At 42.0% G+C, this 26,480-nt stretch carries 20 protein-coding genes and 2 tRNA genes; 8 read left to right on the top strand and 14 right to left on the bottom strand.

All coding sequences use genetic code 11. The features are described from left to right. Positions 1-123 precede the first annotated feature (123 nt). Positions 124-1,605 carry an ATP-dependent DNA helicase RecQ gene (locus tag IPH92_02030; GenBank protein QQR65340.1) on the top strand — a complete coding sequence of 494 codons (1,482 nt, stop codon included), beginning with the start codon at positions 124-126 and terminating at the stop codon, positions 1,603-1,605. Positions 1,606-1,689: 84 nt separating this feature from the next. Next, complete coding sequence (locus IPH92_02035) at positions 1,690-2,109, top strand: hypothetical protein (protein ID QQR65341.1); 420 nt, start codon at positions 1,690-1,692, stop codon at positions 2,107-2,109. 290 nt (positions 2,110-2,399) lie between these two features. Here the strand turns inward: IPH92_02035 and IPH92_02040 are convergent, their stop codons facing one another. From IPH92_02040 to IPH92_02065, 6 genes are all read right to left on the bottom strand, one after another. Further along, on the bottom strand, positions 2,400-2,708 hold the full coding sequence (locus IPH92_02040; protein QQR65342.1) for a hypothetical protein: 309 nt from the start codon (positions 2,706-2,708) through the stop codon (positions 2,400-2,402). A 968-nt stretch (positions 2,709-3,676) separates the two neighbouring features. Further along, positions 3,677-3,750, bottom strand: a tRNA-Trp gene (locus IPH92_02045). A 54-nt stretch (positions 3,751-3,804) separates the two neighbouring features. After that, positions 3,805-4,260 (bottom strand): hypothetical protein, encoded by a 456-nt coding sequence (locus IPH92_02050; GenBank protein ID QQR65343.1) that lies wholly within the window; start codon positions 4,258-4,260, stop codon positions 3,805-3,807. A gap of 12 nt (positions 4,261-4,272) precedes the next feature. After that, positions 4,273-5,151, bottom strand: coding sequence for a hypothetical protein (locus IPH92_02055; protein QQR65344.1), 879 nt, complete (start codon positions 5,149-5,151; stop codon positions 4,273-4,275). Between the two features lie 16 nt (positions 5,152-5,167). Then, positions 5,168-5,743, bottom strand: a complete 576-nt coding sequence (locus IPH92_02060) for a hypothetical protein (protein ID QQR65345.1) — start codon at positions 5,741-5,743, stop codon at positions 5,168-5,170. 7 nt (positions 5,744-5,750) lie between these two features. Beyond that, entirely contained in the window at positions 5,751-6,587 is an 837-nt protein-coding gene (locus IPH92_02065; GenBank protein QQR65346.1) for a transglycosylase SLT domain-containing protein, read from the bottom strand. Positions 6,588-7,001: 414 nt separating this feature from the next. Here IPH92_02065 and IPH92_02070 point away from each other — a divergent pair. Next, positions 7,002-7,084, top strand: a tRNA-Tyr gene (locus tag IPH92_02070). A gap of 35 nt (positions 7,085-7,119) precedes the next feature. Here IPH92_02070 and IPH92_02075 read toward each other — a convergent pair. Continuing rightward, positions 7,120-8,148, bottom strand: coding sequence for a hypothetical protein (locus IPH92_02075; protein ID QQR65347.1), 1,029 nt, complete (start codon positions 8,146-8,148; stop codon positions 7,120-7,122). A gap of 453 nt (positions 8,149-8,601) precedes the next feature. Here IPH92_02075 and IPH92_02080 point away from each other — a divergent pair, with 453 nt between their 5' ends. The 3 genes from IPH92_02080 to IPH92_02090 are packed head-to-tail and all read left to right on the top strand — an operon-like array spanning position 8,602 to position 12,440. Continuing rightward, on the top strand, positions 8,602-9,285 hold the full coding sequence (locus IPH92_02080; GenBank protein QQR65348.1) for an ABC transporter ATP-binding protein: 684 nt from the start codon (positions 8,602-8,604) through the stop codon (positions 9,283-9,285). Further along, complete coding sequence (locus IPH92_02085; protein QQR65349.1) at positions 9,272-11,752, top strand: hypothetical protein; 2,481 nt, start codon at positions 9,272-9,274, stop codon at positions 11,750-11,752. Before IPH92_02080 ends, IPH92_02085 begins: the two co-directional genes overlap by 14 nt. Then, the gene (locus IPH92_02090) at positions 11,745-12,440 is read left to right on the top strand and encodes an arylesterase (GenBank protein QQR65350.1); all 696 of its coding nucleotides are present in this window, start codon (positions 11,745-11,747) and stop codon (positions 12,438-12,440) included. The genes IPH92_02085 and IPH92_02090 overlap by 8 nt, the downstream gene beginning before the upstream one ends. 86 nt (positions 12,441-12,526) lie before the next feature. Here IPH92_02090 and IPH92_02095 read toward each other — a convergent pair whose 3' ends face one another. Both IPH92_02095 and IPH92_02100 read right to left on the bottom strand, forming a co-directional pair. Then, positions 12,527-12,790 carry a type II toxin-antitoxin system RelE/ParE family toxin gene (locus IPH92_02095; GenBank protein QQR65351.1) on the bottom strand — a complete coding sequence of 88 codons (264 nt, stop codon included), beginning with the start codon at positions 12,788-12,790 and terminating at the stop codon, positions 12,527-12,529. A gap of 9 nt (positions 12,791-12,799) precedes the next feature. Beyond that, positions 12,800-13,048, bottom strand: a complete 249-nt coding sequence (locus IPH92_02100) for a hypothetical protein (protein QQR65352.1) — start codon at positions 13,046-13,048, stop codon at positions 12,800-12,802. A 212-nt stretch (positions 13,049-13,260) separates the two neighbouring features. On the opposite strand from IPH92_02100, the gene IPH92_02105 reads away from it, so the two are divergent. Next, positions 13,261-13,647 (top strand): hypothetical protein, encoded by a 387-nt coding sequence (locus tag IPH92_02105; GenBank protein ID QQR65353.1) that lies wholly within the window; start codon positions 13,261-13,263, stop codon positions 13,645-13,647. Between the two features lie 418 nt (positions 13,648-14,065). Beyond that, a complete protein-coding gene (locus tag IPH92_02110) occupies positions 14,066-14,632 on the top strand; it encodes a hypothetical protein (protein ID QQR65354.1) in 567 nt (188 codons plus the stop codon). A gap of 19 nt (positions 14,633-14,651) precedes the next feature. On the opposite strand, the gene IPH92_02115 is transcribed toward IPH92_02110, so the two are convergent. The 5 genes from IPH92_02115 to IPH92_02135 all read right to left on the bottom strand — a co-directional run bounded on the left by IPH92_02115 (position 14,652) and on the right by IPH92_02135 (position 26,478). Next, on the bottom strand, positions 14,652-15,560 hold the full coding sequence (locus IPH92_02115) for a hypothetical protein (GenBank protein ID QQR65355.1): 909 nt from the start codon (positions 15,558-15,560) through the stop codon (positions 14,652-14,654). Then, complete coding sequence (locus IPH92_02120) at positions 15,557-16,483, bottom strand: hypothetical protein (GenBank protein QQR65356.1); 927 nt, start codon at positions 16,481-16,483, stop codon at positions 15,557-15,559. Before IPH92_02120 ends, IPH92_02115 begins: the two co-directional genes overlap by 4 nt. Positions 16,484-16,837: 354 nt before the next feature. Beyond that, entirely contained in the window at positions 16,838-17,509 is a 672-nt protein-coding gene (locus IPH92_02125) for a transposase (GenBank protein ID QQR65357.1), read from the bottom strand. Between the two features lie 66 nt (positions 17,510-17,575). Then, positions 17,576-17,926 (bottom strand): hypothetical protein, encoded by a 351-nt coding sequence (locus IPH92_02130; protein QQR65358.1) that lies wholly within the window; start codon positions 17,924-17,926, stop codon positions 17,576-17,578. Positions 17,927-17,937: 11 nt separating this feature from the next. Beyond that, complete coding sequence (locus IPH92_02135) at positions 17,938-26,478, bottom strand: hypothetical protein (protein QQR65359.1); 8,541 nt, start codon at positions 26,476-26,478, stop codon at positions 17,938-17,940. Positions 26,479-26,480 lie beyond the last annotated feature (2 nt).

Here is a 26,480-nt window from a genome sequence, read left to right on the forward strand (position 1 = left end):
ACATCAAATTGTATCAAGGCGTCGCCTTGATACAATGGTCACTACACCACAAGGTTTTGAAACGTTTTTGTTTTGATTCTATATCAGGTATGGGATAATAGGTGTCACTACGCATTATTTCATATGTACAGCACCTTAAAACAATACTTTGGCTACGACGAATTTCGACCGTTGCAAAAAGATATAATTGAAAAAGTAATGGACAAACAGGACTGTGTCGTCCTTATGCCAACTGGTGGTGGGAAATCGCTCTGTTTCCAACTACCCGCCTTGCTGCAACCGGGCACCACCATTGTCATTTCCCCACTCATCTCACTCATGAAAGATCAGGTGGATGCACTCACGGGGAACGGCATACCCGCAGCATTTATTAATAGTTCCCTCCGTCAAGATGAAATCAGCGGAGTAATAGAGAAGGTAAAAAATGGGTCACTTAAAATTTTGTACATAACACCAGAACGACTCGCACTTCCCCATTTTGAAGCACTCTTACACACACTGCCAGTGAGCCTATTCGCTATTGATGAAGCGCACTGTATCTCTGAGTGGGGCCACGACTTTAGACCAGACTATCGTAACCTCAAATCACTTCGACAAAAATTTCCTTCTATTCCCATCATTGCTCTTACCGCTACTGCAACGGAAAAAGTCCGTGCAGATATCGTGAGCCAACTTGCGCTCCCCTCACCGCACATTTTCACTTCAAGCTTTAATCGGCAAAACTTGAGTTATGAAGTGTTACCAAAAAAAGATTCCTTCTCCACTATTCTTTCTCTTGTGTCTCTATATAAGGGTGAAAGCATTATCATCTACTGCTTCTCTCGAAAGGACACTGAAACGGTTGCAGAGAAATTAAATAAGCAAGGATATAAAGCAAGTACGTATCACGCAGGTCTGAGTGCTGATACCCGCAGAGACAACCAGGAGCGCTTTATTCGTGACGATATCCAAATCATGGTGGCTACCATTGCCTTTGGCATGGGAATAGACAAACCCGATGTACGATTAGTCATTCATCATAGTCTCCCCAAATCAATAGAAGGATACTATCAAGAGACAGGTCGCGCAGGGCGAGACGGCCTCCCTGCACGTTGCGTACTCTTGTTTTCTCTTGCTGATAAATTCAAACATGACTTTTTTAACAACAGAATCGCAGACCCAGTGGAAAAACAACAGGTACAGTACAATCTCGAACAATCAGTACAATATGGAAAACTAACGGGATGCCGTCGAAAGTTTTTGCTTAAATATTTTAATGAAGAGTACACAAAGCAAAACTGCGGAAACTGTGACTACTGTATTTCTCCCACTCCACTCATAATTCAAAAAACTAAGAAGGTGGTGCCGAAGTCAGTTGTGTCAGTAGTTAAAAATGCGAGTTATGACGTCTCATTATTTGAAGCACTACGTCAAGTGAGAACAAGCGAAGCAGCACGACTTCGCGTTCCTCCGTACATTGTCTTTGGCGACAAAGCACTTCATGAAATGGCTCTTCATAAACCAAAAACGAATGAAGCGTTCCTCAGCATCAGTGGTGTGGGTGAGAAGAAGTTGTCTCAGTTTGGAGAGATTTTTATGAATGCGATTCGGGGGTATGAGGGGTGAGGGATGTAGTGAGGTGAGGAATTGGTACACAAAAGAACAGACACTTTAATTAATAAAAATTTGTGGTATAGTTGTGGAAATAAGATGAATTATCTCTTACCTCAGATTGAAGGAGTGATAGCTAAAATAAGTAAGTCTAGTGCATTGTATCCTTTATTGATTGGGCTTGTTTTTGCCGTCGCAGTTGTATGCATTGTTTTTACTCTTTCGGAAAATTCATGGTTAAGATTTTTTTCACTACTGTTTCCAACGATAGTGCTTATCATGATTGTGCGGAGTTATGAACATTTTGCCAAGAATAATCCAGACATGCTCAGGTCAGAAACTCATGTTATACAAAAACAAGCTTTGTCTCTTATTGGAGATGAAACACATACCCTTGGTACAAAAGCGACACACGTTTTGGCCATTTTGAATCCAAACAAGCCTATCGTAGATGAGGATTTACTTGAATTATCCCCAATTTCAGAAGTTCAATTGAGTGAACCCATAAAATTAGTATGAATGTCTATCTTATTGCCACAAACAGTAACCCCCCCTTCAATCTGACAAAGTTCCATAATTTTGTTACGATTAATTTATACCCCACACATGTTTCAGCATGGTGGCACTATCTCAGTGGGTCAGTATATATGGTAAAGACGAATTTAAACGTAAACCAATTAAATCAATTAGTAAAACAGCACATGGGTGCTTTACATTACATGGTTATAAAAGTTGATCCGTTAGATGCTCAGGGATGGTTACCTAAAGAAGGATGGGATTGGCTAAAGTAAATCTTCTCAAATGTTATTTTAGACATTCGAAAGTATTTTTGATATTGTAAACCCAAAAAATAAACTTGACGTTAGGGCTATAATTATACCTGCAAAAAATAATCCTATCCCAAAACCAAAACCGAATTTGATTCCAGAACCGACTCCAAGAGATACGTTATTGTATTCCTCAGGTATGGTGTACACACTCTCTCCCTTTGCTTGAGCATTTTGCAAGTCTGCAACCACTTCTTTCTCCACCTTCTTGAGATTTTTAACAAAGTAATCAATCAGTGCTACGACAATTAGCACTACTGCGGTTAGTACGAGTATTATAAAGGAATCCATATACGCTAACTATAGTATGTAGAACTGTAGTTAGCAACTTATTGCCATGTATGTAATGAGTTCAAGAATTCTAATACAATTTAACAAAAGAGTGCATGAAGAACTCCTCAAACGCGTTATATCACTGGAGCATCTTATTTACATGGACCTATTCTCTGTAAATGCTCGTTTTGCGGTCACGAGTTGCTAATTATTTTAGTTCGCTTCGCTTCTAAAATAATAAGCACCTTCATAAATTCTTTTATGTAAAAGAATTTATGAAGGGCTCAGAAAATATAATCGCTACGCTTATTATTTTCTGGCCACCCCAGCTCGCTGTTCATCACTTTTTGAAAGTGACTCACAACGCTCGTGAAATAGTTTCCCAAACTATTTCACCCCGTCGAGCACGTACGTGACGCAGGTCACCTCTTTGCGGTCACGATAAAATTATCTCCCAGAAAATTTTATCTAAGTCTTTTCAAAGAAAAGTCTAAGCACTCTCGACCCCGACTCACTCGCCTAGCGGCATCGTTCCGTCTCCCGCAAAGGACCGCAAGCAAAGCAGTTTGCTTGCTACACAAAAGAACAGACACTTTCGTGTCTGTTCTTTTGTGTTCCTTTGCGGGCCCACGAGGGCTCGAAACTTACAGTTTCAGTACCCCTTTAGGATACTTTTCTTCATTTCATTCGAAAAGATATCTCTAAAGGGCTTCAAATCCTGATCGCACAGTGCCCCGCACTGTGCTTGGGCCCGCCCAGATATACAAAAAGCTGTCTTATGACAGCTTTTTGTATATCTGGGCGGGCCCACGAGGATTTGAACATTACATGTTCAGTACCCGTTGTGGCTATTTTATTTCTTCGCTCTGCGAATCATAAAATAGCACGCAACGGCTTCGAGCCCGTGCTCCTGTTTGCATTCGCAAACAGATGCGCTTCGTGGGCCCGCCATATTAAAACACCTCATCAAATGAGGTGTTTTAATATGGCGGGCCCACGAGGGCTCGAACCTCGGTCGCTGGTTTTGGAGACCAGAATTCTACCACTGAAATATAGGCCCAGGACTCCTATAGTACGGGAAATACGCATTGGGGTCAACGATTATATGAAGAATTTAATAACCTTGGCTAGCCTTCCTTTTTATTATTATCTCCCGTGCAACTAACTCAGGAACACCAACAGAGACAAGATTTTCTACACTCCAAACGACCGCGGCTTCTGGGATAACTGTCCAACCTTTTTCTGCCGTATACACAAAAACTGATTCTCCTGCAGAATATCCATCATCCCATTCTTGTAAGGCATAATTTGAAACAATGATGGTATATCCAAGAGTGATTGGGAGTGGTGTCACGACTTGCTTTTCAAACGCACTTTTTATCGCTACACGCTTCGTTTGTTCTTCTTGATTGATTGGCGTTTCTGTTGTTCCTGTAGTAGATGATGCTACGGGGAAAGTTGAGACACTACCATTTGGGGGTTTTGGGAGTTCGTTTGGTGACAGGACCCATAAAGAATAACCTAATCCAATAACTCCGAGAAGCCCAACTAGTATGATTATCTTATTCATAGATTGAAGTTATTAAATTTTATTTATGCTATAGATTCTTCCAGGTCCCGCTTTATAGGATGGGCTAAAACTTGAATCACTTACCCAAGAAAATGTTTTATTCGATGAACTGTTTGAAATTGTTTTTGTACATCCTGCATTCATGCAAATGCCCGTATGAGATCGTGAACCGTCAGTCACAATAACAATATCCCCAGCTTTCGCAGCTGATTGATCAACCAATGTTCCCCTACCTCCTGCAAGTGCTTGCTCCATTGACTTCACACTATTACCATCAATGGGACTTATGCCTGCATCTTCTAGTACTTTGTTTACAGCCCATGCGCATGCAAGTGAGCCACCACCAGGACCTCCTGCCGTTGAAAAACCTTGTGCCCCGAGTGCAGCAGCAGCAATTGATCCTGCACTTCCTCCACCCGGATTCGTCATACCACCCGGACCTGTATTTGTCGTAGCACCACCACTTGGTCCTGTCATCGTGGCGGTCATCGTTGGATTATCTACACACTGTACTGTACCCCACACCTCAATACCTTTGCCATCACTCATGACGGTCATAAGTATCGTGTTCACAATAAGCCATGCACCGAGGAGGATGAAGAAACCTATGATAGAGTTCGACATCATTTCTTTTCCTTCTGAGACTTTTCCAGTGTTCCCTGCGGACATCACCATTTTCATGCCACCAAAGGCGAACATGAGGGCAACGATAGTTGCAGATGCGCCTATAAACCAAGTCATCAATCCCTGCCCCATAGCAACAAAGTCACAGACGCGACACATTGGTTCGGGAGGACCACCACCACAGGGGACTAGGCCTGCAGCGTACGTGACAGAGGCGGTGAGAAGGAAGAGGCTTGTGATGAATAGTATGCGTTGGTTGGTGGTCATAAAATAAAATTAGACATTATAATGGAACACTACCCGGACAAAAACTAAATCGTAAATCCTGACTTGTGTAAAACTGATTAATAAAATACGGAACGCTCACCATATAGTCAATCTGGCACAACTGCTCCTCACTGAGTCCAAGATGGGTAAGCAAATATTGCTCAGCACCAGTGCGGGCTTTGCTTATTGGTTCTGAAGTAAGTGAAATATTGAAGTACTGTGTTTGTGCAACGTACATAATGGTAAAAGGAGGGTATGTTTCTACGAAAGAGCCATCAAGTGGAAAGTGTTCACCTAAGTGGTAATATCCCTCATTTTGAGGGTCTGCCACGGTGTCTGGGTCACTCATAAAATTACGCACCGAGAGAGTAGCACCCGATGTTGTATTGAGTGTGAGCAACGTATTACTACTACCCGTATTTGTAGAGGACGTGCCATCTGGATTTTGTGAGGCGTTTGTTCCGCTACTCGGAAACTCTGTTCCTTGATTTTCAGACGGAGTATCCACTGCATTATTTGAAATGTAAAACCAAAAACCAAACCCCCCAAGGAGTAGTAATACAATGACGATAATGATGCTTTTATTATTCATATACAATTTATGGTCCATACTTTGTAATACACGCTTGAGCTTTTGCATTACAATTGGCACAGGTCCAACTACTATATCCGCTCTGTGACACCAGCTTTTTTGCTACCTCAGCGTTGCACGATGCATTGGTACAAGACGAAAAACTACTGCAACTCGTGCCTTTTGCAGCACTTTCCCAAGTTGATTTAATGACTTGAAATGTGCCACATGCACTACCGCTTTTATTTTGCGCTGTAGGATTACCAGAACTCTCTGTCATCGCGATACACGACATGACATTTGCTTGTGAAGGAGTAAAGCCTGCGGCTGTAAGCGCATTCACACTGCACGCCGGATTAAGGCTCCCACACTGTATACCACTTCCTCCCCCCGGATTCGTCATACCACCCGGACCTGTATTTGTCGTAGCACCACCACTTGGCCCCGTCATCGTGGCGGTCATCGTAGGATTATCAACACACTGTACCGTACCCCACACCTCAACACCTTTACCATCACTCATGACGGTCATAAGTATCGTATTCACAATAAGCCATGCACCGAGGAGGATGAAGAAACCTATGATAGAGTTCGACATCATTTCTTTTCCTTCTGAGACTTTTCCAGTGTTCCCTGCGGACATCACCATCTTCATACCCCCAAAGGCGAACATGAGGGCAACGATACTTGCAGACGCACCAATAAACCAAGTCATCAATCCCTGCCCCATAGCAACAAAGTCACAGACGCGACACATTGATTCGGGAGGACCACCACCACAGGGGACAAGCCCTGCAGCGTACGTGACAGAGGCGGTGAGAAGGAAGAGTGCTGTGGTGAATAGTATGCGGTGGTTGGTGGTCATGCTCCCTATATCGTACCATAGTACATTCAGGTACTTTTACTTATAAGTGAATTATGGTACTTTAGAGCCTGTCCTCCTTACGGAGACAAATAATTACATATATGCGTCGGTGGTGGAGTGAGAAATGGGTGAGAAGCGAGTTTACGCAGCTTCGCAAGACCTTGAGCAGTTTCTGCGAAAGGTGTACAGCAACTGTAAGTCGGGACCCATTTCGCAAGAGGTTGTAAGCAAAAGCTTTCTGATTGCACTCGTGTCATGTATGAAAGTGAACTTTCATACTGTACACTCGTTTATCAGTCGATAGTTTACGAGTGAAGCGAGATAAACTATCATACAACCTGAACAGTCCCTGTAAAGGAGTCAATCACAACAGACTATTAAGTTATAGAGGTCTGAAAAGAACAATACAATCATGCGTCGGTGGTGGAGTGGTCAATCACAACAGACTGTAAATCTGTCGACTTCGGTCTTCGCTGGTTCGAATCCAGCCCGGCGCACAAACCAAACATACATAACACGTAAGCGTTACGTATCAAATTCCAATACTTGCTATTCTGTATTCGATTAATTCATTTTCTTCTCTCCCATCATCAGCGTATGGTTTGTATACACCGTATTTTAATGAATTGCCATCCACCCACTCCATATTAGGATAGGCCCCACCATATCCAAACTCGCTTTGATGGAGACTCTCATTGGTATTTATTTTTACCACTTGAATCACTGCTCCAAATTCATAATCGTATATCTCGATAGTTGTTTCATCTGCTAACCGCGCAACTAATTTATTTGACGGAGACAATCTGTCACCACCATACGGATCAAAACCGAAATCAACGTCTTCAAAAGCCAAACTATTTCCATCAAATCGCAAAACTGAGCAACAATTTGAACCACCAAATAGTCCCTCAGATGTAAAATAAACCGAATTTGTGTCCACAGAGGAAAATAGTTTTACAATATATCGACTGCGTCCATAATTAATATTTCGGAACTCAACCGAAAGATTTTTCTTAATATTAAGTTTATTATTCTCAAAGATATAACAAATGACAACTACATCCTCAATTAAACACTCATGCTCAGACATAATCGAACCATTTGATAAAACTGTTTGAGTTAGTAGGTCAGTATCTATAAGAATTTCAGTAGATATACCATCCTTGAAATTAGTGGGTAATTTTGAAACATAACTGACCGTTTCACTAGATTTCTCGTCTGCAGTTGATGTCTCCGGTGATCTTTGTTCCTCATTAATCTTCTCATCTTCTGTGAAAGTCAAAATGTCCTCAGTTATTATCGGATCACCTATAGGCGGAGTTCCTGATGAGATAGATTGGTCAGGAATTGGCATATTTCCAAAGTCAACGAGATCAGGTCTCCATATAGAATCATCCTCTTGCTGCACAATATCCTCTGTCTCCTTAATTATTAACGAATCAATATACAGATAAGTAGCTGCAATTACAGACACACCAATAATCGATAGACCGATGAGTGCAAAAATTCGAACAGAATTAAAAGAACCATTCTTGGTTATCTCTATGTTTTGTTGATCCATATCACAAAAGCATAGCACACGCAGTTCGAACCATCTCCAACTCTGCGCACACAAACAAAAAAGACCTTGCGGTCTTTTTTTGGTGGGTGCCTAGGGGCTATGTGCTATAGTTGTAATCGTTTCTGTCAGCCTGAGGTCTGTACACTTTGTACATATAGTACAATTCTTCCCGAAAGTCATCTGTGAGTGGAGTAATTTTAATAGGTGTTTGGTTTTGGACCTTTGTTTCTTCATCATGGTTTTTGTATATCATACAATTACAACGATATTTCTAACCTATAAATCTACTGTGTATGTAAAGAGCCGTAGTTCACTCCTTTTCATTACAAAATAATTATAAAAACAGCACGCTTCCTCCATGGTGGGATATACAGGTGAAATGACGTATCTCAAAGCGAATAATAATTGCTGGTATTGTGCCACATCAACATAACAAAATGGTACACTAGAAGAATGAATGATGCAGATATAATTTTAAAACTTGAGAACATAGGTAAGACATTTACTACACCGAGTGGTCCGCTCCTGATTTTGGAGAACGTATCATGCACGGTGCGGAAAGGTGAAAAAGTGGCAATTATTGGTCCGTCAGGCTCGGGCAAGTCCACATTGTTATCATGTATCGGATTGCTCGATAGTCCAACTGACGGCAGTATCGAAATCGCAGGGACGAGAATACATATGCTCACAGAGAACGAGCAGGCATTATTTCGCAATACACATATTGGATTTATTTTTCAATCGTTTGAACTGATTTCACCGTTTACCGTCAAAGAAAATATTGTGGCACCGCTTGAAATCGGTAATCGAGAGATATCTCAAACAGCAGTATCCCATTTAATTGATGATCTTGGTCTAACAGAGCGAAGAGATGCGCTACCACTCACGCTTTCCGGCGGTGAGAAGCAACGCGTCGCAATCGGACGAGCACTGATGAATACACCCACACTTATACTGGCAGATGAGCCAACAGGAAGCCTTGACCGCGCAACCGGTGAAAAAGTTTTGTCGATGCTCCTGAGTGCAGTTTCAAAAATTGGTACGACACTACTTATCATCACCCATGATGAATCAATCGCAGAACGCATGGACCGCGTATTTGAATTAAAAGATAGAACACTGCATGAACGGAAGTAAACTCATCTTTTCATATAGTACCCGTATTGTTCGGCGTGAGTGGCGGCGGTTTATTTTGCCATTTCTTTCCTTAGCAATCACAAGTATCGTATTAATTCTTATTCTGCTCCTCACTGGAGCAAGTGCAGATTTACTATCCGAGCAAGCACGAGAACTACAGGGAGGCGATGTGGTTATTGAAAGCACGTCACCTATCAATGGTGAAGAACTTTTACAGACTGCGGGTGTCGAAACAACAAAGGTATCCGAGCAAATCACTTTTTCAGGCACACTACAGAGCAACACTGCCACCGCACCCTTTACCATCAATCTCGTAGACACGAATTTTCCCTTATATGGTGAAATCGTATTGCGTGACACTATCTTTAGCCAAGTAGCAGACGGGGAGATTTTCATTGATGAAAATGGGCTTGACCGCCTTAACGTACAACCTGGTGACGTCGTTTCTTTTGGCGAGGTGTCGCTTGTGGTAAGAGACGTGGTCATCACTGAGCCCACCTCGCTATTCGGAGGATTCCAATTTCTCCCTAAAGTATTTATGAGTCAGGCCAGTTTTGAGAAGGCTGCTATTGATCCTCAACTATTACGCGCTGAATACATATATGCAGTCATAGCCCCAAACCTCACCCCCACCACTATCGATGCCTTGAGAGCGCTTGAAGACGCCAATCCTGTGCTTGATATTGATATCGCAGGACAGGACCAACGAGGGTTGCAATTTGGATTAGCAACGGTGTCTGACTTTCTTATAATTGCCGTCCTTATCACTGCTATTCTCGCTGCCGTGAATGTGTATGCCAGCGTGTTATACCTCGTCACCATTGAACGAAAGAGCCTCGCGGTACTACTGTCTCTTGGCCTTAGAAAAAATAGACTTGTCTCTATACTCGGTGCCGCACTGGGGTACGTTGTACTTCTTGCTAATATCATTGGTATTGGCCTCGGCACGTTCATATTTACACAGGTACAAAAATTTGTTTCAGAAAAATACCTCGTAGATCTGCCGACCCCTGATGTACTCTTTTATAGCAGTGTCACCGTCATGCTGATTGTATTAATTACAGCGATGTCCTTTCTACCAGCCGTCTATAGAATACTCTCTTTGAGTCCTAAGCAAATCCTCATTGGCGCTGGTGTAATCACTACCAAACGAAGTTCCATAGGGTCAATTGCTCTAATCACTATCTCTACCCTCACCCCACTCATTGCCTTAGCATCCTTCCTTCTGCAAAGTATCTTCCAAGGAATCGTTGCCATTAGCGCAATGGCACTTGCGTACATTATTATCGCTGCGCTGTATACAGTCACCTTAAATCGTCTATATGCAATACGGGCGCGTACCAACTTCTTTTTACGTAGCATTCTCAGTCAAAAGTATGCAGACGGTCTCTTTGGTATCATATCGTTTACATCACTCTTTGTCGCACTCACTTCCCTATGCACACTAGCACTCCTTCAGGTCTCACTCGAACGCTTTTTAATTAATGATCTGAGTGGCACCGTCCCCTCTACCTATGTACTCGACATCCAACCATCACAAAAGGAACAGATTGTATCTGCGTTTCCTGAATTAGAATTGTTTTCTAATATTCGTGCACGCATTATTGCAATCGATGGACTCATGATCCAAGAAGAAATTGAAGCAGGCAATACCGATGTCTCGGGTGAATTAGGGAGAGAGTTTAACCTTACCGCTCGACCGGAACTCCTTCCGAGTGAGACAGTGACGCAGGGGGTGTGGTCAAATGGTGCCCCAGGAGAAATCTCCGTGGATGCAGATTTTGCGGAGCAAGCAAATATCTCACTTGGCTCACGGATAACGTTTTTTATTCAAGGGTTCGAAATCTCTGGTACCGTGACGAGCCTACGCAGTACCGACTCACGTTCCGGGCTTCCCTTTTTCTATTTTGTCCTCTCGCCTGAGGATATTGGTCAATTCCCCAGTATTTATTTTGGATACTCGTACTATGAACCCGAAAAACAAGCAGAGCTCGGGCGTTTTTTAGCAACAAATGCCCCCAATGTTTCAATACTTGAAACACAATCAATAGGCCCCTTACTCCTTCGGATAGTGAGTACTCTTCTCGTGCTTGTGCTCATCGTCACCATTCCCCCACTCTCTATTGCGACACTCCTCATCGCAATGTTGGTAGTATCCTCATACTCGACACGGAGGCGGGAGGGGGCTCGGTTTCGTGCACTTGGTCTCAGCAAAAATATTTCTTTCCTTCAGTACATTTTAGAGACTCTTTCCATCACACTTGTGGCCTCATTCCTTGCATATGGTATTGGTATTCTCGTAACAGCGATCATGAGTACGACCTTCTTGAAACTTGATTCTATTGTCCTGTTTGATGCCGAAATCATTATAGGTTTATGCTTCATTATTTTCTTCATAGTGGGGATTGCATTATACTTATACAAAACGGATACAATGCAGTTGCGTGAATTATTATCGTATGAATAGACTGTTTATATACACGAGCATAGCAGTACTTCTCCTTGGTGTATCGGGATGGTGGTTTTTTATGCATAGTACTTCTGTCCCAATACAAGATACTTTGGAGCCTCGAGCAGTACCAGAGAATACCCGTACCATTATCGCTTTTGGCGATAGTCTCACTGCAGGGTACGGAGTATTACAAAGAGAGGCATACCCTGCACAACTCGAAGAAGCACTCCAAGAAGCAGGATACGCAGTACGCATTATCAATGCGGGCGTAAGTGGTGAGACCACGCGAGGTAATGTGGAGCGCGTGAATTTTATTCGCTCTCAAGACCCTGATATTATCATCATTGGTATTGGAGGGAACGACGCACTCCGCTCGTTACCTATTGAAGAAACAGAAAAGAATATTCGAGAGACCATACAAATACTAGGAAGTGGTGAAAACCCTCCCCAGTTACTATTATTACAAATGAAGGCACCACTCAACGCAGGGACTTTGTATAAAGCACAATTTGATACCCTCTATGTGACAATTGCGAATGACGAGAATATCCCTTTGGTACCTTTCATAGTTGAAGATATATTTCTAGACCCTACGAATAAGATTTCTGATGGCATTCACTACAACAAAATCGGCTATCAAAAAGTAGTGCTTCAATATATACTCCCTCAAATAAAAGAGGTGCTTGACACACCTAACCTATAAAGAACTCTGCTTCAAGCGAGAGCACTCGATAAAGGGGACAGTTCGCAGCCACCATTTCTCGGTCTGCCAACCCCATTTTCCTCATTCTACTTATACACATCTTTTCTATGCTTGATACTTAAGATGGTCAGTATTGTAATATTCCCATTTTCATCAATAGTAAAAATAGCTCGATAATCACCAATCCGATACCGGTATTTACCTGACAATGTACCTTGCAGTGCTTTGGCACGGACGAGCGGGTCATCCTGTAAAACATTATCGGCAATCTTTAGGACGATACGTTTTGAAAGTGCAGGACTGAGTTTTTTTAACTGACGTAAAGCATCATCAGAATAAATAATCGTCACGTGCATAGATTACGCAATACCTAAAACCTTCATCACTTCTTCATGTGTATGATAGTTACCTCGAGCAACATCTGCCTCGGCTTTCGCTATATCTGCGACAAATGAATCAAGATATTCATCCTCGGCAAATGCCTTAATCTCGAATAAAGGTTTGTTTCGATTCATCACTATATACCGAGTATCACTCTTTTGAGCACGCTTAGCATAATCAGAGATGTTTTGACGAAAGTCTTTCACTCCAATAAATTTAGTATTCATGACAGAAGTGTACACTTTGGTGTACACTTCTGTCAATCACCTATTCAGAGATAAGGTGTTTGCATGTTTCAACCGCTTTATTTTCCTTCCGAGATGGAGAAATGGGAACACTTGCTGTGAATTTAAGGACAACTGTTGACTTTGTTTAATTGTTGGAGTTTACTTCTTCCATCTTGCCTACATCGGCATGTGTTCTTCAAAGAGAGGTAGTCATGCGACAAGTTACAATGGAGGATCTGGGGACGATTCGATTCACTTCAGTTCCCCTTGGCGGAGTGCCTTCGTGGGTCCGTGAGGAGTGGGTCGGGCTCGAAGTACCATGCCTGTTTTCCCACGATGGTGTACCACTAAACAAAGGTGACATTGTACGTGATTTGGGAACAGGCCTCGAAATCCCAGACTTCCCCGGCTACATCGTGCTCCAATCTCAGGCAATCAATGCCTTGGAACAGAAGTCACCCGAAGCAGCAGAGTATTGGATGGACCGAGGTTTTCCAGAGCACCCGTATGCACAATTTCTCTTCGACCTGCATTGTGCTGAGGTTGTGAAGCCCGTCATGACGCGCAAGGAGTTTTGGCAACGTTTCAGCGACGCGTAAATCCTTCCAATCGCCCGATGAAGCCGTTCGGCTTTGTCGGGCGGTTTCTTTTTATACTAAAGCCAAAGATTCGAACCACCTCAGGCTTAGCGTACTTAAAAATAGTATATATACAAAACAAAAGCTCACCGTGAATCGACACGTCCGTCAAATATCTCACATATGAAAAAACTTGAGTCTTTCTGCTTCAGTTTTGCAAAAAGGTTGCAATTTTGTAAAAAATGGGTACAGTTTGACATTATTTTGCTATATGGCATTTTTACAAGAATTCTTCTCGACACTATTGAATCCACGTGGTCAAATACACACTCATGCTACATATGTAGAAAGAGTATATTGTCCGTATTCTCTTTGTGAAAAAGAGTTATTGTCAGTACCACAGAGAAGTAAAAAATGCCCTTTTTGCCATGAACAAATTATGGTGAGGACACATCCGTATACAAAAGAAAAGAGTATTTATACGGAGGAACAAGCAAACGTATTTGATGGCGATCTTAAAAACTACAAGCATTTCAGATATTTCTTGGAGTCCATGAAGCAGTTTTTAGACGTTAATGATATTTCGCTGCTTGAGCTGTACCGTGAACACCAATCGATTCTTCGCGCGCGAAACACAAATGAACCCCTCTGTAAGGAGGTGGTCATGAACATTTCAAATTACCTAATTGCAATATATCCGAATGTCGGAGTATCAATACACTTTCAACATGCAATTTTTTTGTTTGAATCGGGGGAAAGGTACCATCACATACAAAGAAATGGTTTCATGCTCCAATTACAAGAATTCAAACGTCGTGGGTACCAAAAAGTACACATCACCACGCATCAAGAAAAATCATGTGCCAAATGTGTAGCCCTCGATAAAAAAGTACTTACCATTGACCAAGCAATGACAAAACAATTACTGCCCTGCACTAAATGCACCTTCGCTTTCAAAAAGGAAGGCCCTGCAGGATGGTGCAGGTGCTCATATACCGCTGTGTAATAAGCCCTCCACATCTACACTATTCGCTATAGTGAGCAAATAACGCAGTGACGCCAGCGAGATTCTTCTCCCATTCGATAGTCTCATGGGTCTTGAGTTCAACGGTTATTGCAGGGACCCCAATAGACGCAAGCCACCCTTCCACATCTCCCGTGATTGCATATGCACTAAAGGAATCGACCGCTGGATACTCGGCTGCTTTTGCATATATATCCATAAGAGTACGAGTCTCGGAAAGAATACCCTCGGTGCACTCAGAAGCATATACTGCATTGGACTGACTGTGCCAAAAGATACCAGCAGCGGGTTTATATTTAAGCACAAAGTCACGGATAGCGGATGCTTCGGGTTCGGAAAAGGGTGCAGTACCGGCACTCACAATGCTATTTCTCCACGTACTCTCTGGCTTCCACTTGCAATCAAAATTCCGATTGAGGTCGACGTCATGGGCATTGAAACGCCCCTTCCCCGCACCTCCTGTACTAAGCGGCACATCAGCACCTTCAAACCGCCCCTCCTTACCAATTACCTCATACACACCATCTGGATTCGCAGAGGGAATGATGGTGACACGTATATTGGAAGGGATTTTCTCGGGTGACGCTTCAAAATAATCCATAAACGCATACGCAAGCAGCACACTGTTCCATTCATAACCCCCATGTATGCCTCCGACAAACAATAGGTGCGTATCGCCAGTGCCGTAGGTATATGCTTCAATTTCCCTTCCCTCCACAGAGACACCGATAACAGCACGCGACATCGGTTCTGGGGTGACTGTTGTTTCTTCTTTATTCTGTGGAATCTCCTCCTCCACGGGAGTAGGGACAGGCTCTTTAGAGAAGCGAAAAAACACAAAAAAGAGAACTACTCCGAGAACCAAAACCCCGCCCATGAAAAAGGATTTCCGCAAAGGTGACAAAATCATTTTGCGTAGTATTTGAACAGGGCTTCGATACCAGCCTGGTTTTTATTCCATTCGGTGTCAGTATGGTTCGTCAAAAGAACGCTTATTGCGGGAATTTTATTTTTTGCGAGCCAATTCACCATATCACCCGTTATTGCATAGAAGTCAAAGTCCTTGTATGCCATATATCCAGAAGCTTTAGAGTACACATTCAGTATTGCGGTTGTCTCCTCAAGGATTTCACTATGACAATTAGACGCAAACACTCCACCCGATGCACTGTACCAAACAATAACCGCATCTGGTGTATTTGATGTAATGTACTCTCTGAACGCTTGGCTTTCTGGCTCCGAAAAAGTCTTGTTCCCGCCACTCACGACCTTGTTTTGCCACGTTCCTGACGATTGCCAATCACAATCAAAATTTCGATTGAGGTCTACATCATGTGCGTTAAAGCGACCTGAAACAAGTATGTCTTCTGAGGTGGAAACATCACTCTTTTTAAACATGTCCGCGGTACCAACAACCTTTGTGAGACCGTCGGGATTCAAGACTGGTATAACAGTTACTCTTATTTCTTTCGGTATCACATTTGGATTTTCTTTTAGATAATCCATGAGTTCATATGCGACGAGTGCAGTATTCCACGAGTACCCTCCGTGTATACCACCCACAAACAAAAGTTCCGTTTCTCCGGTACCATAATGATACGCAGTAATAGGTCTATTTTCGACAGATGTACCGACAATCGTTTTAGTTTTGTCTTCTTCCACAACCGGTTCAGGCCGAGGCTCAACTGCCACTTGTGTTGTGGTAGCAGGGTTCTTATCCTTCTCAACCACAACACTCAATTCAGTAGGAGTGTCCGTGGGTGAACTTTTAATAAAGTAGTACGAACCAATAACAAGTACACCAATAACTACTGCAATGGTTAAGTATTTCATACTTCATTTTACCACACATCGGTAGTATGTTTTTGTGTCTGAAAAGATGATGCTGTATGGATGTCGTATGCGCAATAATTCCTTTTTATGATGACAGGTACCCCAAATCTTGCACACCCACCTCTTTCAGCTTCCCCATAATAATTTCTGGAGTTTTACTAAGTTCAGCATATTCTTCTTTGAGATTTGAATTAGGATACCGTAGCCTAAGTGAAATTGTATATTCGTATGGACTCAAGGTAAAGGGGAAGGTAAAGGGGACAGCCACCATTGTTCTCAGATTTGCAAGGTAAAGGGGACACGAGGTAAAGGGGACAGCCACCATTGTTCTCAGATTTGTGTGTTCTAATACAGTCATCGCTTTCGTGGTCTCCCTATTGCTTGAACAGTCGAATGTAATTCATGTATATCTATCATCTTATCGACCCATGATTCACCTCCGTACGGTACACCGCGTGTTATCGCATTTCGGATATCTATCAAATCAACTTCCGCATCTAACTCATTGATCCATGTGTGGTAGTTTGTTGGGAAAGGTACAGGTAAAGGTGCGAGGAGTGCCTGCTGGTTCAATGTCCCTTTCCCCCGTCGCCACGCACTTCCCCATCGCCATTCTGATGGATACTGGACTATATTTGATCGCACAGGATTTCTCTCAATGTACTTAATGAGAGTGAGTAGATAATTGTCGGATTCGACAAGGAAAGATTTATAACGACCTTGATACAAATGTCCACTACCGTTCGTATTTGTTTTTGCGTGCACTTTACGTGTATGTGCGTTTGTGAGTCGATGCATGAATGTTCCTAGATCTCCATCGTTACGCGGATATAGAGCAATGTGCCAGTGGTTAGGCATAAGAGTATATGCAAGAATACGCATATCAATCAACTCCTTCACTTCATTCAATATTTCTTCAAAAAGAAGATAATCAGCATCAGTCTCAAACATCTTCAGACGTCCATTTGCCCGATTAAGTACATGGTAGACTTCTCCTCCAACGTCAACACGCGCACAACGTGGCATAGATTAATATTATGCCATAAGAAAGGCTAGAGAACGGTGGCTGTCCCCTTTTACCCCCTTTTACGTTCATTCAACCACAATAAGTTCTGGCTCCGGCAACACATTGTTACCATCGTCTTTATATCGGACAAACTCTAATTCACTGACTGTTCCATCAAGAACATGCAGGAGTATATCCATGGTCACATTTTCTGTTTCTACACGACCTTCCACAGGAACACGTTGTTTTACTTCAGCTTTTTTAACAGTTGTGGGTATTTTAAAAAAAAGTGTACCAGAACCATCAGTATGTTCTGTAACCTCGCTTAGCAGCACTTGTTCTTGGATGACATCTCTACCCGAAAAATCCTTTTCCATTAATTTTTCAAAGATTGCAAACTCCTTCTCGGTCAATTTTCTGTATTGTTTTTCTAGCATGATTTTGGAGGCTATTTGAAAAAATAGGTCCCTACATTTATAAAATCCTCTGTTACTGTATGAACACGATATTCAAGGGTTCTGCCAGCAACCACGATCTCTCTTTTCACGGTCTTACCTACGGCTCCAACACCTTTTACTAGAATATCTGCCTTTATCGCTGCATCAATAACTTCCTCTGACACACCTTCAATCATGTGCTGTATAGCATGTTCATGTTTTATAAATATTTTTGATACGATGCTCTTTGCAGCCTGCCCGCCACCAGACATCATCTCTGCCATAAAGAACAAATCTCCTGTCAGGTAAGCTTTAGTAATCTGTTCCTGCGTAGGATTTATATCGGTACAGGGATCTTCAACGATTGGAACAAATAGTCCCAGTAATGCCTGCCAAACAAACTCGCCACTCGGATCACTATATGCAACTGGATTATCCAATGAGTATACATATGGATTTTGAGACAATGGATTATCAAGAGTGCCACGAACTGGATCTCGAGAGATAAATCGACCAGTTTCTGGATCATAATACCTTGCTCGAAGATACAGAAGACCTGTCTCTTCGTCAAATTGTTCGCTTGTAAATTGGTATGGATTGGTCTCGCCTTCTTCTGAAGAAAGCACTTCGCCGTGGGGTGAGTAGGTATAAGAATTCAGAAGATTACCAGAAGAATCCGTAAGGAAGCGAACGGTGCCCTGGTGATTTATTAGAGGGTAATACCTATCTGTATCAGTATCACCCCCCGTAGACACAAGGCCATTGGGACCCCATATGTTTAAACGGTTCACGACATTTTCTTCATCAGTTTCCGCAAGAACAAGGGTGTACGGAGCCAATACATCGTTCACATAACGTTTAGTGACATTGCCACCAGAACTCGGAATGTAGAACACTTTTACTGAAATTTGATCTATTCCTAGATCATCAACTGTAGAAGTTTCTCTGTCTGCGAGTCTTACTTTGACTCGGAAATTAGTATTGGAAAGTTCAGAAGGACTCCATGTATAACCCCAAAGTGAAAGAGCGTGTCCGGCGAGTTTTGTTCCATCAGAGATATCGAAATCTTCATATCGTATTGTCTTTTCGGAAGACCAACTGCTTCCATTGTCTTTCGATACTGCAACAGCAAGATCATGGTAGCCTGATGAGTCAGTGAGAGATTCTACCTTAACTTCAATCCCGAGTATTTCATTTCCAGAATTAATATTGAATCCAAAATCTCCATAGTCTTGTGCTCCAGTACCAACATACGTATCCGCAACTATTGTAGCTCGAGTATCATTTGATGAATATGCATTCGTTGGGTTCACCCAATTATTGTTGGTTTCTCCTGTTGTGGCAGGGCTCCTCCAACTCGTTGTGGTTCCAAGTTCAGTAATTTCAACGTCATCCACAACCGGCACACTGACTTCTATATCACCGCCTACATCTCGATACGCTCCAAATCCTATAGCTGCTTTATTTGCTGAGGCAAAAGTACTATCCGATGCATATATTTGTCCGATGTCGTTTTCATCAAACATAACAATGTCACTTCCGGATACTTCACCGCGTACTATATCACCGTTATTAAATAGAGTGACATTTGTGCTGTCGTGAGTAGCGAGCTCAGTAAATACACCGCCAGAGACTTTATAAATAGCAGGATCATGGTTATCTGCCCACCATCCTTCAAGAAGATAACCGTTCGCTCCCGTACCATCCATACGAAGTCCAACATTGAGATATTCATCAAAGGTTGGTGCAGTCGTCAAAGTGAATTTAACTTGGTAGTCAGGAGAGTTATATGTTGTATTTGCAGAATACATAACTCCGGCAGTAGCATCAGATATACTACCGTTAAGCGTATCAGAAGAAGCGAGTATTTTTACACTATTTGATGAACCGCTACCCGACGTATTAATAGATGACCAACTTATTCCAGTATTAGGAGTATGACTTGTGGGGTAAGTATCTGCTGCCTCAGTAAATGAGTCAGCAAATATTACTGAGCCGCCACCCTGTTCCCCTCCTGCGCCCTCAGAAACTTTTTCTATACGATTACCCTCTGCATCATAAGTAAAGATCGTTGACAAACCATCTATAACCACAGACGCCAGTAATCCTAATGGATTCCAAGTATATATTTTACTTAATGCTCCCTTTATTGCAGAAATCAAATTTCCACTATCATCGTATGTATAACTCGTAGAAGATGTTGTTGAGCTACTTGCTGCTGCAAGTGAGAATGTTGAAGTTGTTGTGCTCCATGATCCTTCCGCGCTCGCGGCATCCCAGAATTTAATACGCCAATAGTATGTCGTACTTGAGGCGAGAACAGTGCCACTATATGAAATATCGGCAATTCTAGTTCCATTTGAAGTCGTACTTGCAAGAGTTGTTGAGCTTGAATCCCACTTCGTACTTGTGAAGCTCGATGATGTTGATACTTGTATTTGATACTTTATGGCAATGTTTCCAGTGTCAGGATCAATAAATATTGCAGAGAATTCCGGAGTTGAGTCAGTTGTACTTGTAGGATTTATTTGCCCTTCAGCAAGAAGTGATGACGGTGCTGAAGGAGCCGTGTTTGTTGCAGACGCTGCAAGTGAGAATGTCGATGTGGCAGTACTGACTGTGCCTGTCGCACTAGCTGCATCCCAGAACTTTATTCGCCAATAATATGTGGTACTTGAAGCGAGGGCAGAACCTCCATAGGAAATATCTGCGATACGAGCTCCTTGTGAAGTAGAACTTGCAAGTGAGGTTTTACCTGAATTCCATTTAATAACAGCAAAGCTTGATGACGTAGAGACTTCAATCTGATATAAGGTTGCGATATCAGATATATTCGGATCATTGTATATTGCAGAAAATTCAGGTGTTGAATCCGTCACATTTATTGGGTTTGTTTGTCCTTCTGCAAGAAGAGAGCTGGGGGCCGAGGGTGCAGTATTTGTTGCAGACGCGGCAAGTGAAAATGTTGATGTGGCCGTACTCATTGTTCCTGTTGCATTGGCAGTATCCCAAAATCTTATGCGCCAATAGTAGGTAGTACTCGATGCTAAAGCAGAGCCACTATAGGAGATAGGTGCTATACGAGATCCCTGTGGTGTTGAACTTGAAAGAGTCGTTTTAAGTGAGTCCCACTTAATACTTGAGAAGATTGATGATGTTGAGACTTGGATCTGATACGCAGTAGCCACATCATTGGTATCAGGGTCATTATATATTGCAGAAAGTTCTGGAGTTGAATCCGTTACATTTGTTGGATTGGTTGCCCCCTCAGTTTCAAGTGAAGTTGGAGCGGTCGCCGTTGCGTTGCTAGAACTACCGGTAGCGTAGGTTATGTACACTGAATACTTACGAGTATCATGAGTGGCAGAACCAAGATTGGCAGGTGTCGTGTAACTATTAGTACTATCAATATGTCCCTGATTTGCTGCCCCGGTATCATAGTAGAGTCGTGTGCGAACACCTTCTGAAACAGCACCAAGCACATACTCGGTATTTGCAGTGAGTGAGGGACTCGTAGGAAATACGGGAGTCTTCCACGCTGGAGACCCATTCACACAGGAAGAAGATGTCGCCACACCATTAGTAGCAAGATTTAGTGTGGAATGCACGACAATCAATGCTTTGGAATTTTCGCTGCCACTTGTAGCCTTATCACAGTAGTACGACATGCTTGTGAATGAGCCATAATCAGATGGAGTAGTAAACAATGACCCACTAAAGCGATCTGTACCTACTGCAACAGATGTACCACCAACGGAGGTATAACCAAATGTAGGGTCCACGGTAACCGGATATGTTGCATTCTTTAGGAATTCTTCTGGAACCGTAACTTTGAGCTCATTATTTATTATCTCAAGAGTCCCCCACACTTCATTGTTTGCACTATCAACAACGTGAGGTCTATAAATATGTGCAATCTTTCCTGTCTTATATTCATTATCCTTTTTAGATTTGTGGTACACAGCATAAGAGCCTGAAACATTTTCTGGTTGTTCTGATCCAGCTTCTATCTCTTCCTGTGTTAATGCTGGTTGATATAGGAAATCGAGATCGTCAATATTTTCAATGGTAAACGTAAATACATTACTTAATGGTGCCTCATCAAGAACAACTTCCATTTCAAATCCACCTTGCTCCATTCCTTTCTTAGCTTCAAGTGGATACACCTGTACCGCCTCCTTCGGTGTCACAGCGTACTTAAGTTTTTTGCCTTCAATTAATTGCGGCGTTGAATTATCACCATAAAGAACTGAGAAACTACTCTCGCCTCCAAAATACTCAAATGTTACAGAAGGTTTCATTTTTGAAATTTCAATTTGGTTACCCCCATCCATCTCCAGAGAGAATTTATTTCCTCGATCGACATACTGGCTATTTGAAAAATCACTGGTGGGAACCGGTTCCTCTGTTTGCTCAATAACTGGTTGTGAACCTGTTTCATTTTCATTATTTTCATATAGGAATTCATCAGACGAAGACACAATATCATCATTGCTACTAACTGTGTTTGAAGAATCTGTACTACTTGAAACTATCTCTGTGGCATCCGCAGAAAGATGCTCTCCGTCATTTGGTGCAAATTCTAGAGTAAAGGGCTTACTCATTCCTACTAATTTTTTTACAAAACCTGTCTGCTCTAGCATAGCTAATACACCACCGCCACCCGTACCCCATATAGGTTCAGTCGAAGATTCTAGTGGTTCATTGTTTTTATTATTGTATGCAAATAAGTTTTGGTCTGATTCTTCCGGATCGGTGATTTCGTCAGATGAACTATTGATAGTGTCATATACTCTGTGCACAAATGCATACGATGAGGATGCCGCAGATATGAACATATTCATTACTGTTGATGGTACTGAATCGAGCATTGCAAAAAAGTTGAAGAGTTCGTTCAGCGCCAGTGTAGATGTCGATAATTCATCATCATCTGAATACTCATGTGTGGTTGATGCATCAGTATTAAATTTTTCTATTAAATTACCCACTGTGTCATATTCGTATGTTTGGTCGAACACATCTCCATTTGTATTAATAAGACGCCCAGTTGCATCGTATTCATAATCAGTTTCTGTTAGGGCTGTAAAAGCCCCATCTTCACTAACATCAGTGATAAAGCCCCGTGCATCGCGTGTATATGTCTCACGGAATATTACCGTATGTGCGGCGTTTCGATACGTTATAGAGGAAAGTCGATTTGCTGAATCATATGCCCGCTTCATGGTTATACCGTTCGGCATGGTTGTTGTACTCAATAGACCTGATGATGTATAGGTATAAGTAGTGATGTCATTGTTCCAGTCTGTCTGTTGAGTTAGTTGACCAACCGCATTAAAGTCATTTTCTACTGTTTGGTTATCTGGGTAGGTAATCTCCACTAAATTATCAAGGTCGTCATATTCATACCCTACAGTAAGTCCATAAGGATTTGTAACCTGAGTGACTCGATCCCTAATGTCATAAGTATAGGTAGTTGTTCCAGTTGAATCTGCAACAGTACTTACCCGACCAGCACTGTCATAGGTGTATTTTGTCATGATTCCACCTTTTTTTGATGTAATAAGACGATTAAGTGAGTCATAGGTAGATGTTGAAACCGTACCATTTGGCTGTGATGCCACAACCGGATTATTACCTGCGTCATATTGTGTTGAACGTACTTTTCCATTAGGAGTCTCGGCCGATATCTCACGATTAAGTGCATCATGAGAAAACAAAGTTTCACGAGAAAGAGAATCTTTAACTTTACGTAAATTATTATAACTATCGTAGAAATAATTTGTAATTGCACTTAACGGATTGGTTGTAGTAGCTAATTTACCAACAGAAGAATAGCTATAGGTCGTATTTGCGTTACTAGGATCAGTAAAAGAAGAGAGTTGATCATTTGAATCATACGAGTATTGAGAAAGAGCAACGGTAGTACTCGCAGTAAGCCTATTTCCGTTTACGTCATATGTGTAGTTGGTTGCCGCACCTGCAGGATCGAGCACTTGCGTTACTCTTCCTGAATTATCGTATGTGTAGGTAGTATTTTGTCCAAGCTTGTTTTTCATTACAGTTGGTAAACCATACAAGTTATACGTAAATGCCACTGTACCTGAATTACTGTCAGTAGTTGTTGCTATCTGTCCACGCGAAGTATAGGCATACGTTGTTGTTGCCTGTCCGGCAATTGATGATTGTGTAAGATTACTATTTACATCGTACGAATATTTAGTCTTTCGCGGACTACCAAATAATGAGGTGTATCTATGGTCATTAATCTCAGATACTGTGTTTGAAGCATTCCAAGTATATGCAATGAGGTCGCCATTAGGAGCTGTGTATGAGGTCAGATTTCCCCTTGAATCATAGGTAAATGTTGAAGTTGCATTCCGCGCATCTATAATTTGTTTCGGAACATCTTCAGTCGAAGTACCGTATGCAAGAGTTGTAGTTGCACCAATTGAATTTACCTCTCGTGTAAGACGACCTAATTCATCGTAGACACTCCTTCCAGTACGTCCATTATTATCTACCCAAGACATGGTCAGATTTTCTTCATTGTATGTAATCGTTTTTGTTACATCATTAGCATCAGTTTGTGTAATGACACGTTTTAGTGAATCGTACGTGTTATCAACAAATTTTGTTTCTTCACGATCGGTGATTGATTCTAACAGATGATCGTTATCGTATGTATATGTAGTGGTAGCACCCCGAGCATCAATGACTTTCACGAGATCACCCGCACCATTGTAGCTATAATGAACAACACCTGATGGACCGGTCACTGTTGTAATTTTGCCATTACCGTCGTATCCAAAAGCAAGATTGTGACCATTGGTTGTTGTTGGAATTGAACTATTAGGATTCATATCCTGAATCGTCAAAAGCGTTGTTGTAGCAGCACCCCAGTTATAAATCCGCATAAAACTGTTTTGGTCTCCGCTGTGAACATCGTAACTCCTCATTAATTTATACTCTGTAGTGGAAGCGTTTCCTGTATAGAAAAGATAATTGCTCTGATCCTTAGTCTGTATCCGAAATGTTCCATCCGAATCACGTTTGAGGGTCGAGTGATATTTAGAATCATCTGCGACGTAACCCGTAGGACAACTGAATGTAAAAGTCTCTCGACCATAAGGAGAAGTAATTGCAAGACTTTTTGGAAAAGACCCAGAATATCCTCCAGAAACTGTACACGTTGTCTTAACTCCCGGTTTTAAGTTAGACAGCGAAGCAGGATATATATCCCATCCCGGACCAAAACCTACATCATTACCAACAGCAAACGAAGAATAAGAACGAGTAACTTCAAGGGGTAATGGGGACGCGGTCGGAGCAGACATATCTTCCGCGCTAATAGTGTATGCCCCTGCTGTTCTGAAAATTTCTGCAGATACTGAGACAGCCTCGTATAACTCTCCATCAGAATTGAAAGTCCAGTGAATACCGTCACTTGACGAAGTGGCCGCAGCTTCAGAGTCAGTTTGAAGTTGAGTAGATGTACCATGGGTATCATTCTCATAAGTGTTAGGGGTGTTGTAATCAATGCCCCCAAAAGCTTCATAAATGTATCCATTCGCTTCAACTTCAGGCGTGACTATCATTAAGGTTGTAGTGGGTGTACTTGTAGCTATGAGTTCGTAGTTTTTCGCCCATTCAAAATCAACACCAATCCCATTATCTTTAATCCACTTAACTACACCAACTATTTTAGCTAACTGCTTAGTCTTTGCATAAAAAGGTACTTCCTCAGCAAATTCATCAAAATGTTCAGTGTGATGAGTGACAAATTCTTCAGAGGCTTCTACCCAAGCCTGATCAGGATCTCCAATTATGGATTCAGTCTGGACCTGCATTACAACCTCATCAAAAATAAATGTATCACTGGAGGTTGCTTCTTTCAAAACTATTTCCTGTGGTGATATCCAGTATCTTGAATATGCATCTTTGTCGGGGTAAAGGGGATCGAGCTCAATATATCTTTCAAATACAGATTTATATCCTGTGACTGAAGTTGAAATGGGATTCTCATTTTCATCGTAGCCTAACGTAAATCTTTTCAACATCATATCTGCATCAAACAAGACTTTTCCAAAATTTGTATTTTCGATTTCACCTGTATACACAACATCTTGCACAGGATCTATATCTGGATCAGGATCTATCCCCCGCATCTCTATACTCACTGCGGGAAGTGCGTTGTTGAAGATAACCGCCCTAATCGCCACAGCCAGGTCATCCTTGTTAAATTCAGGTAAGGTTGAAGTGGTTGTACCAATAAAAACTATTCTGTTGCTCTCTTCATCATAGTAGGCACCAGTAATATCATCCATATCCGCCAAAAATTCTGCTGCCCTATCTAAAGCCACCCCTCCATAGTCTGGCGTAACATTAGGCTTAGGGCTACCAGAGGAAGGTGCCTTGCATGAACCGCCTGTTGCCGCATCTACTGTCCTTGGAGTAACTAAAATGGCAAGAGGTGAAAAAAGTTGGATCAGATAAACACAAATTACAAACAAGGTCGTCAACTTTTTTGTTTTTAATTTCGTAGTTACGATCATAT

It is taken from the genome of Candidatus Kaiserbacteria bacterium (assembly GCA_016699245.1).
Taxonomy (GTDB): domain Bacteria; phylum Patescibacteriota; class Minisyncoccia; order Phycocordibacterales; family UBA918; genus Damh-18.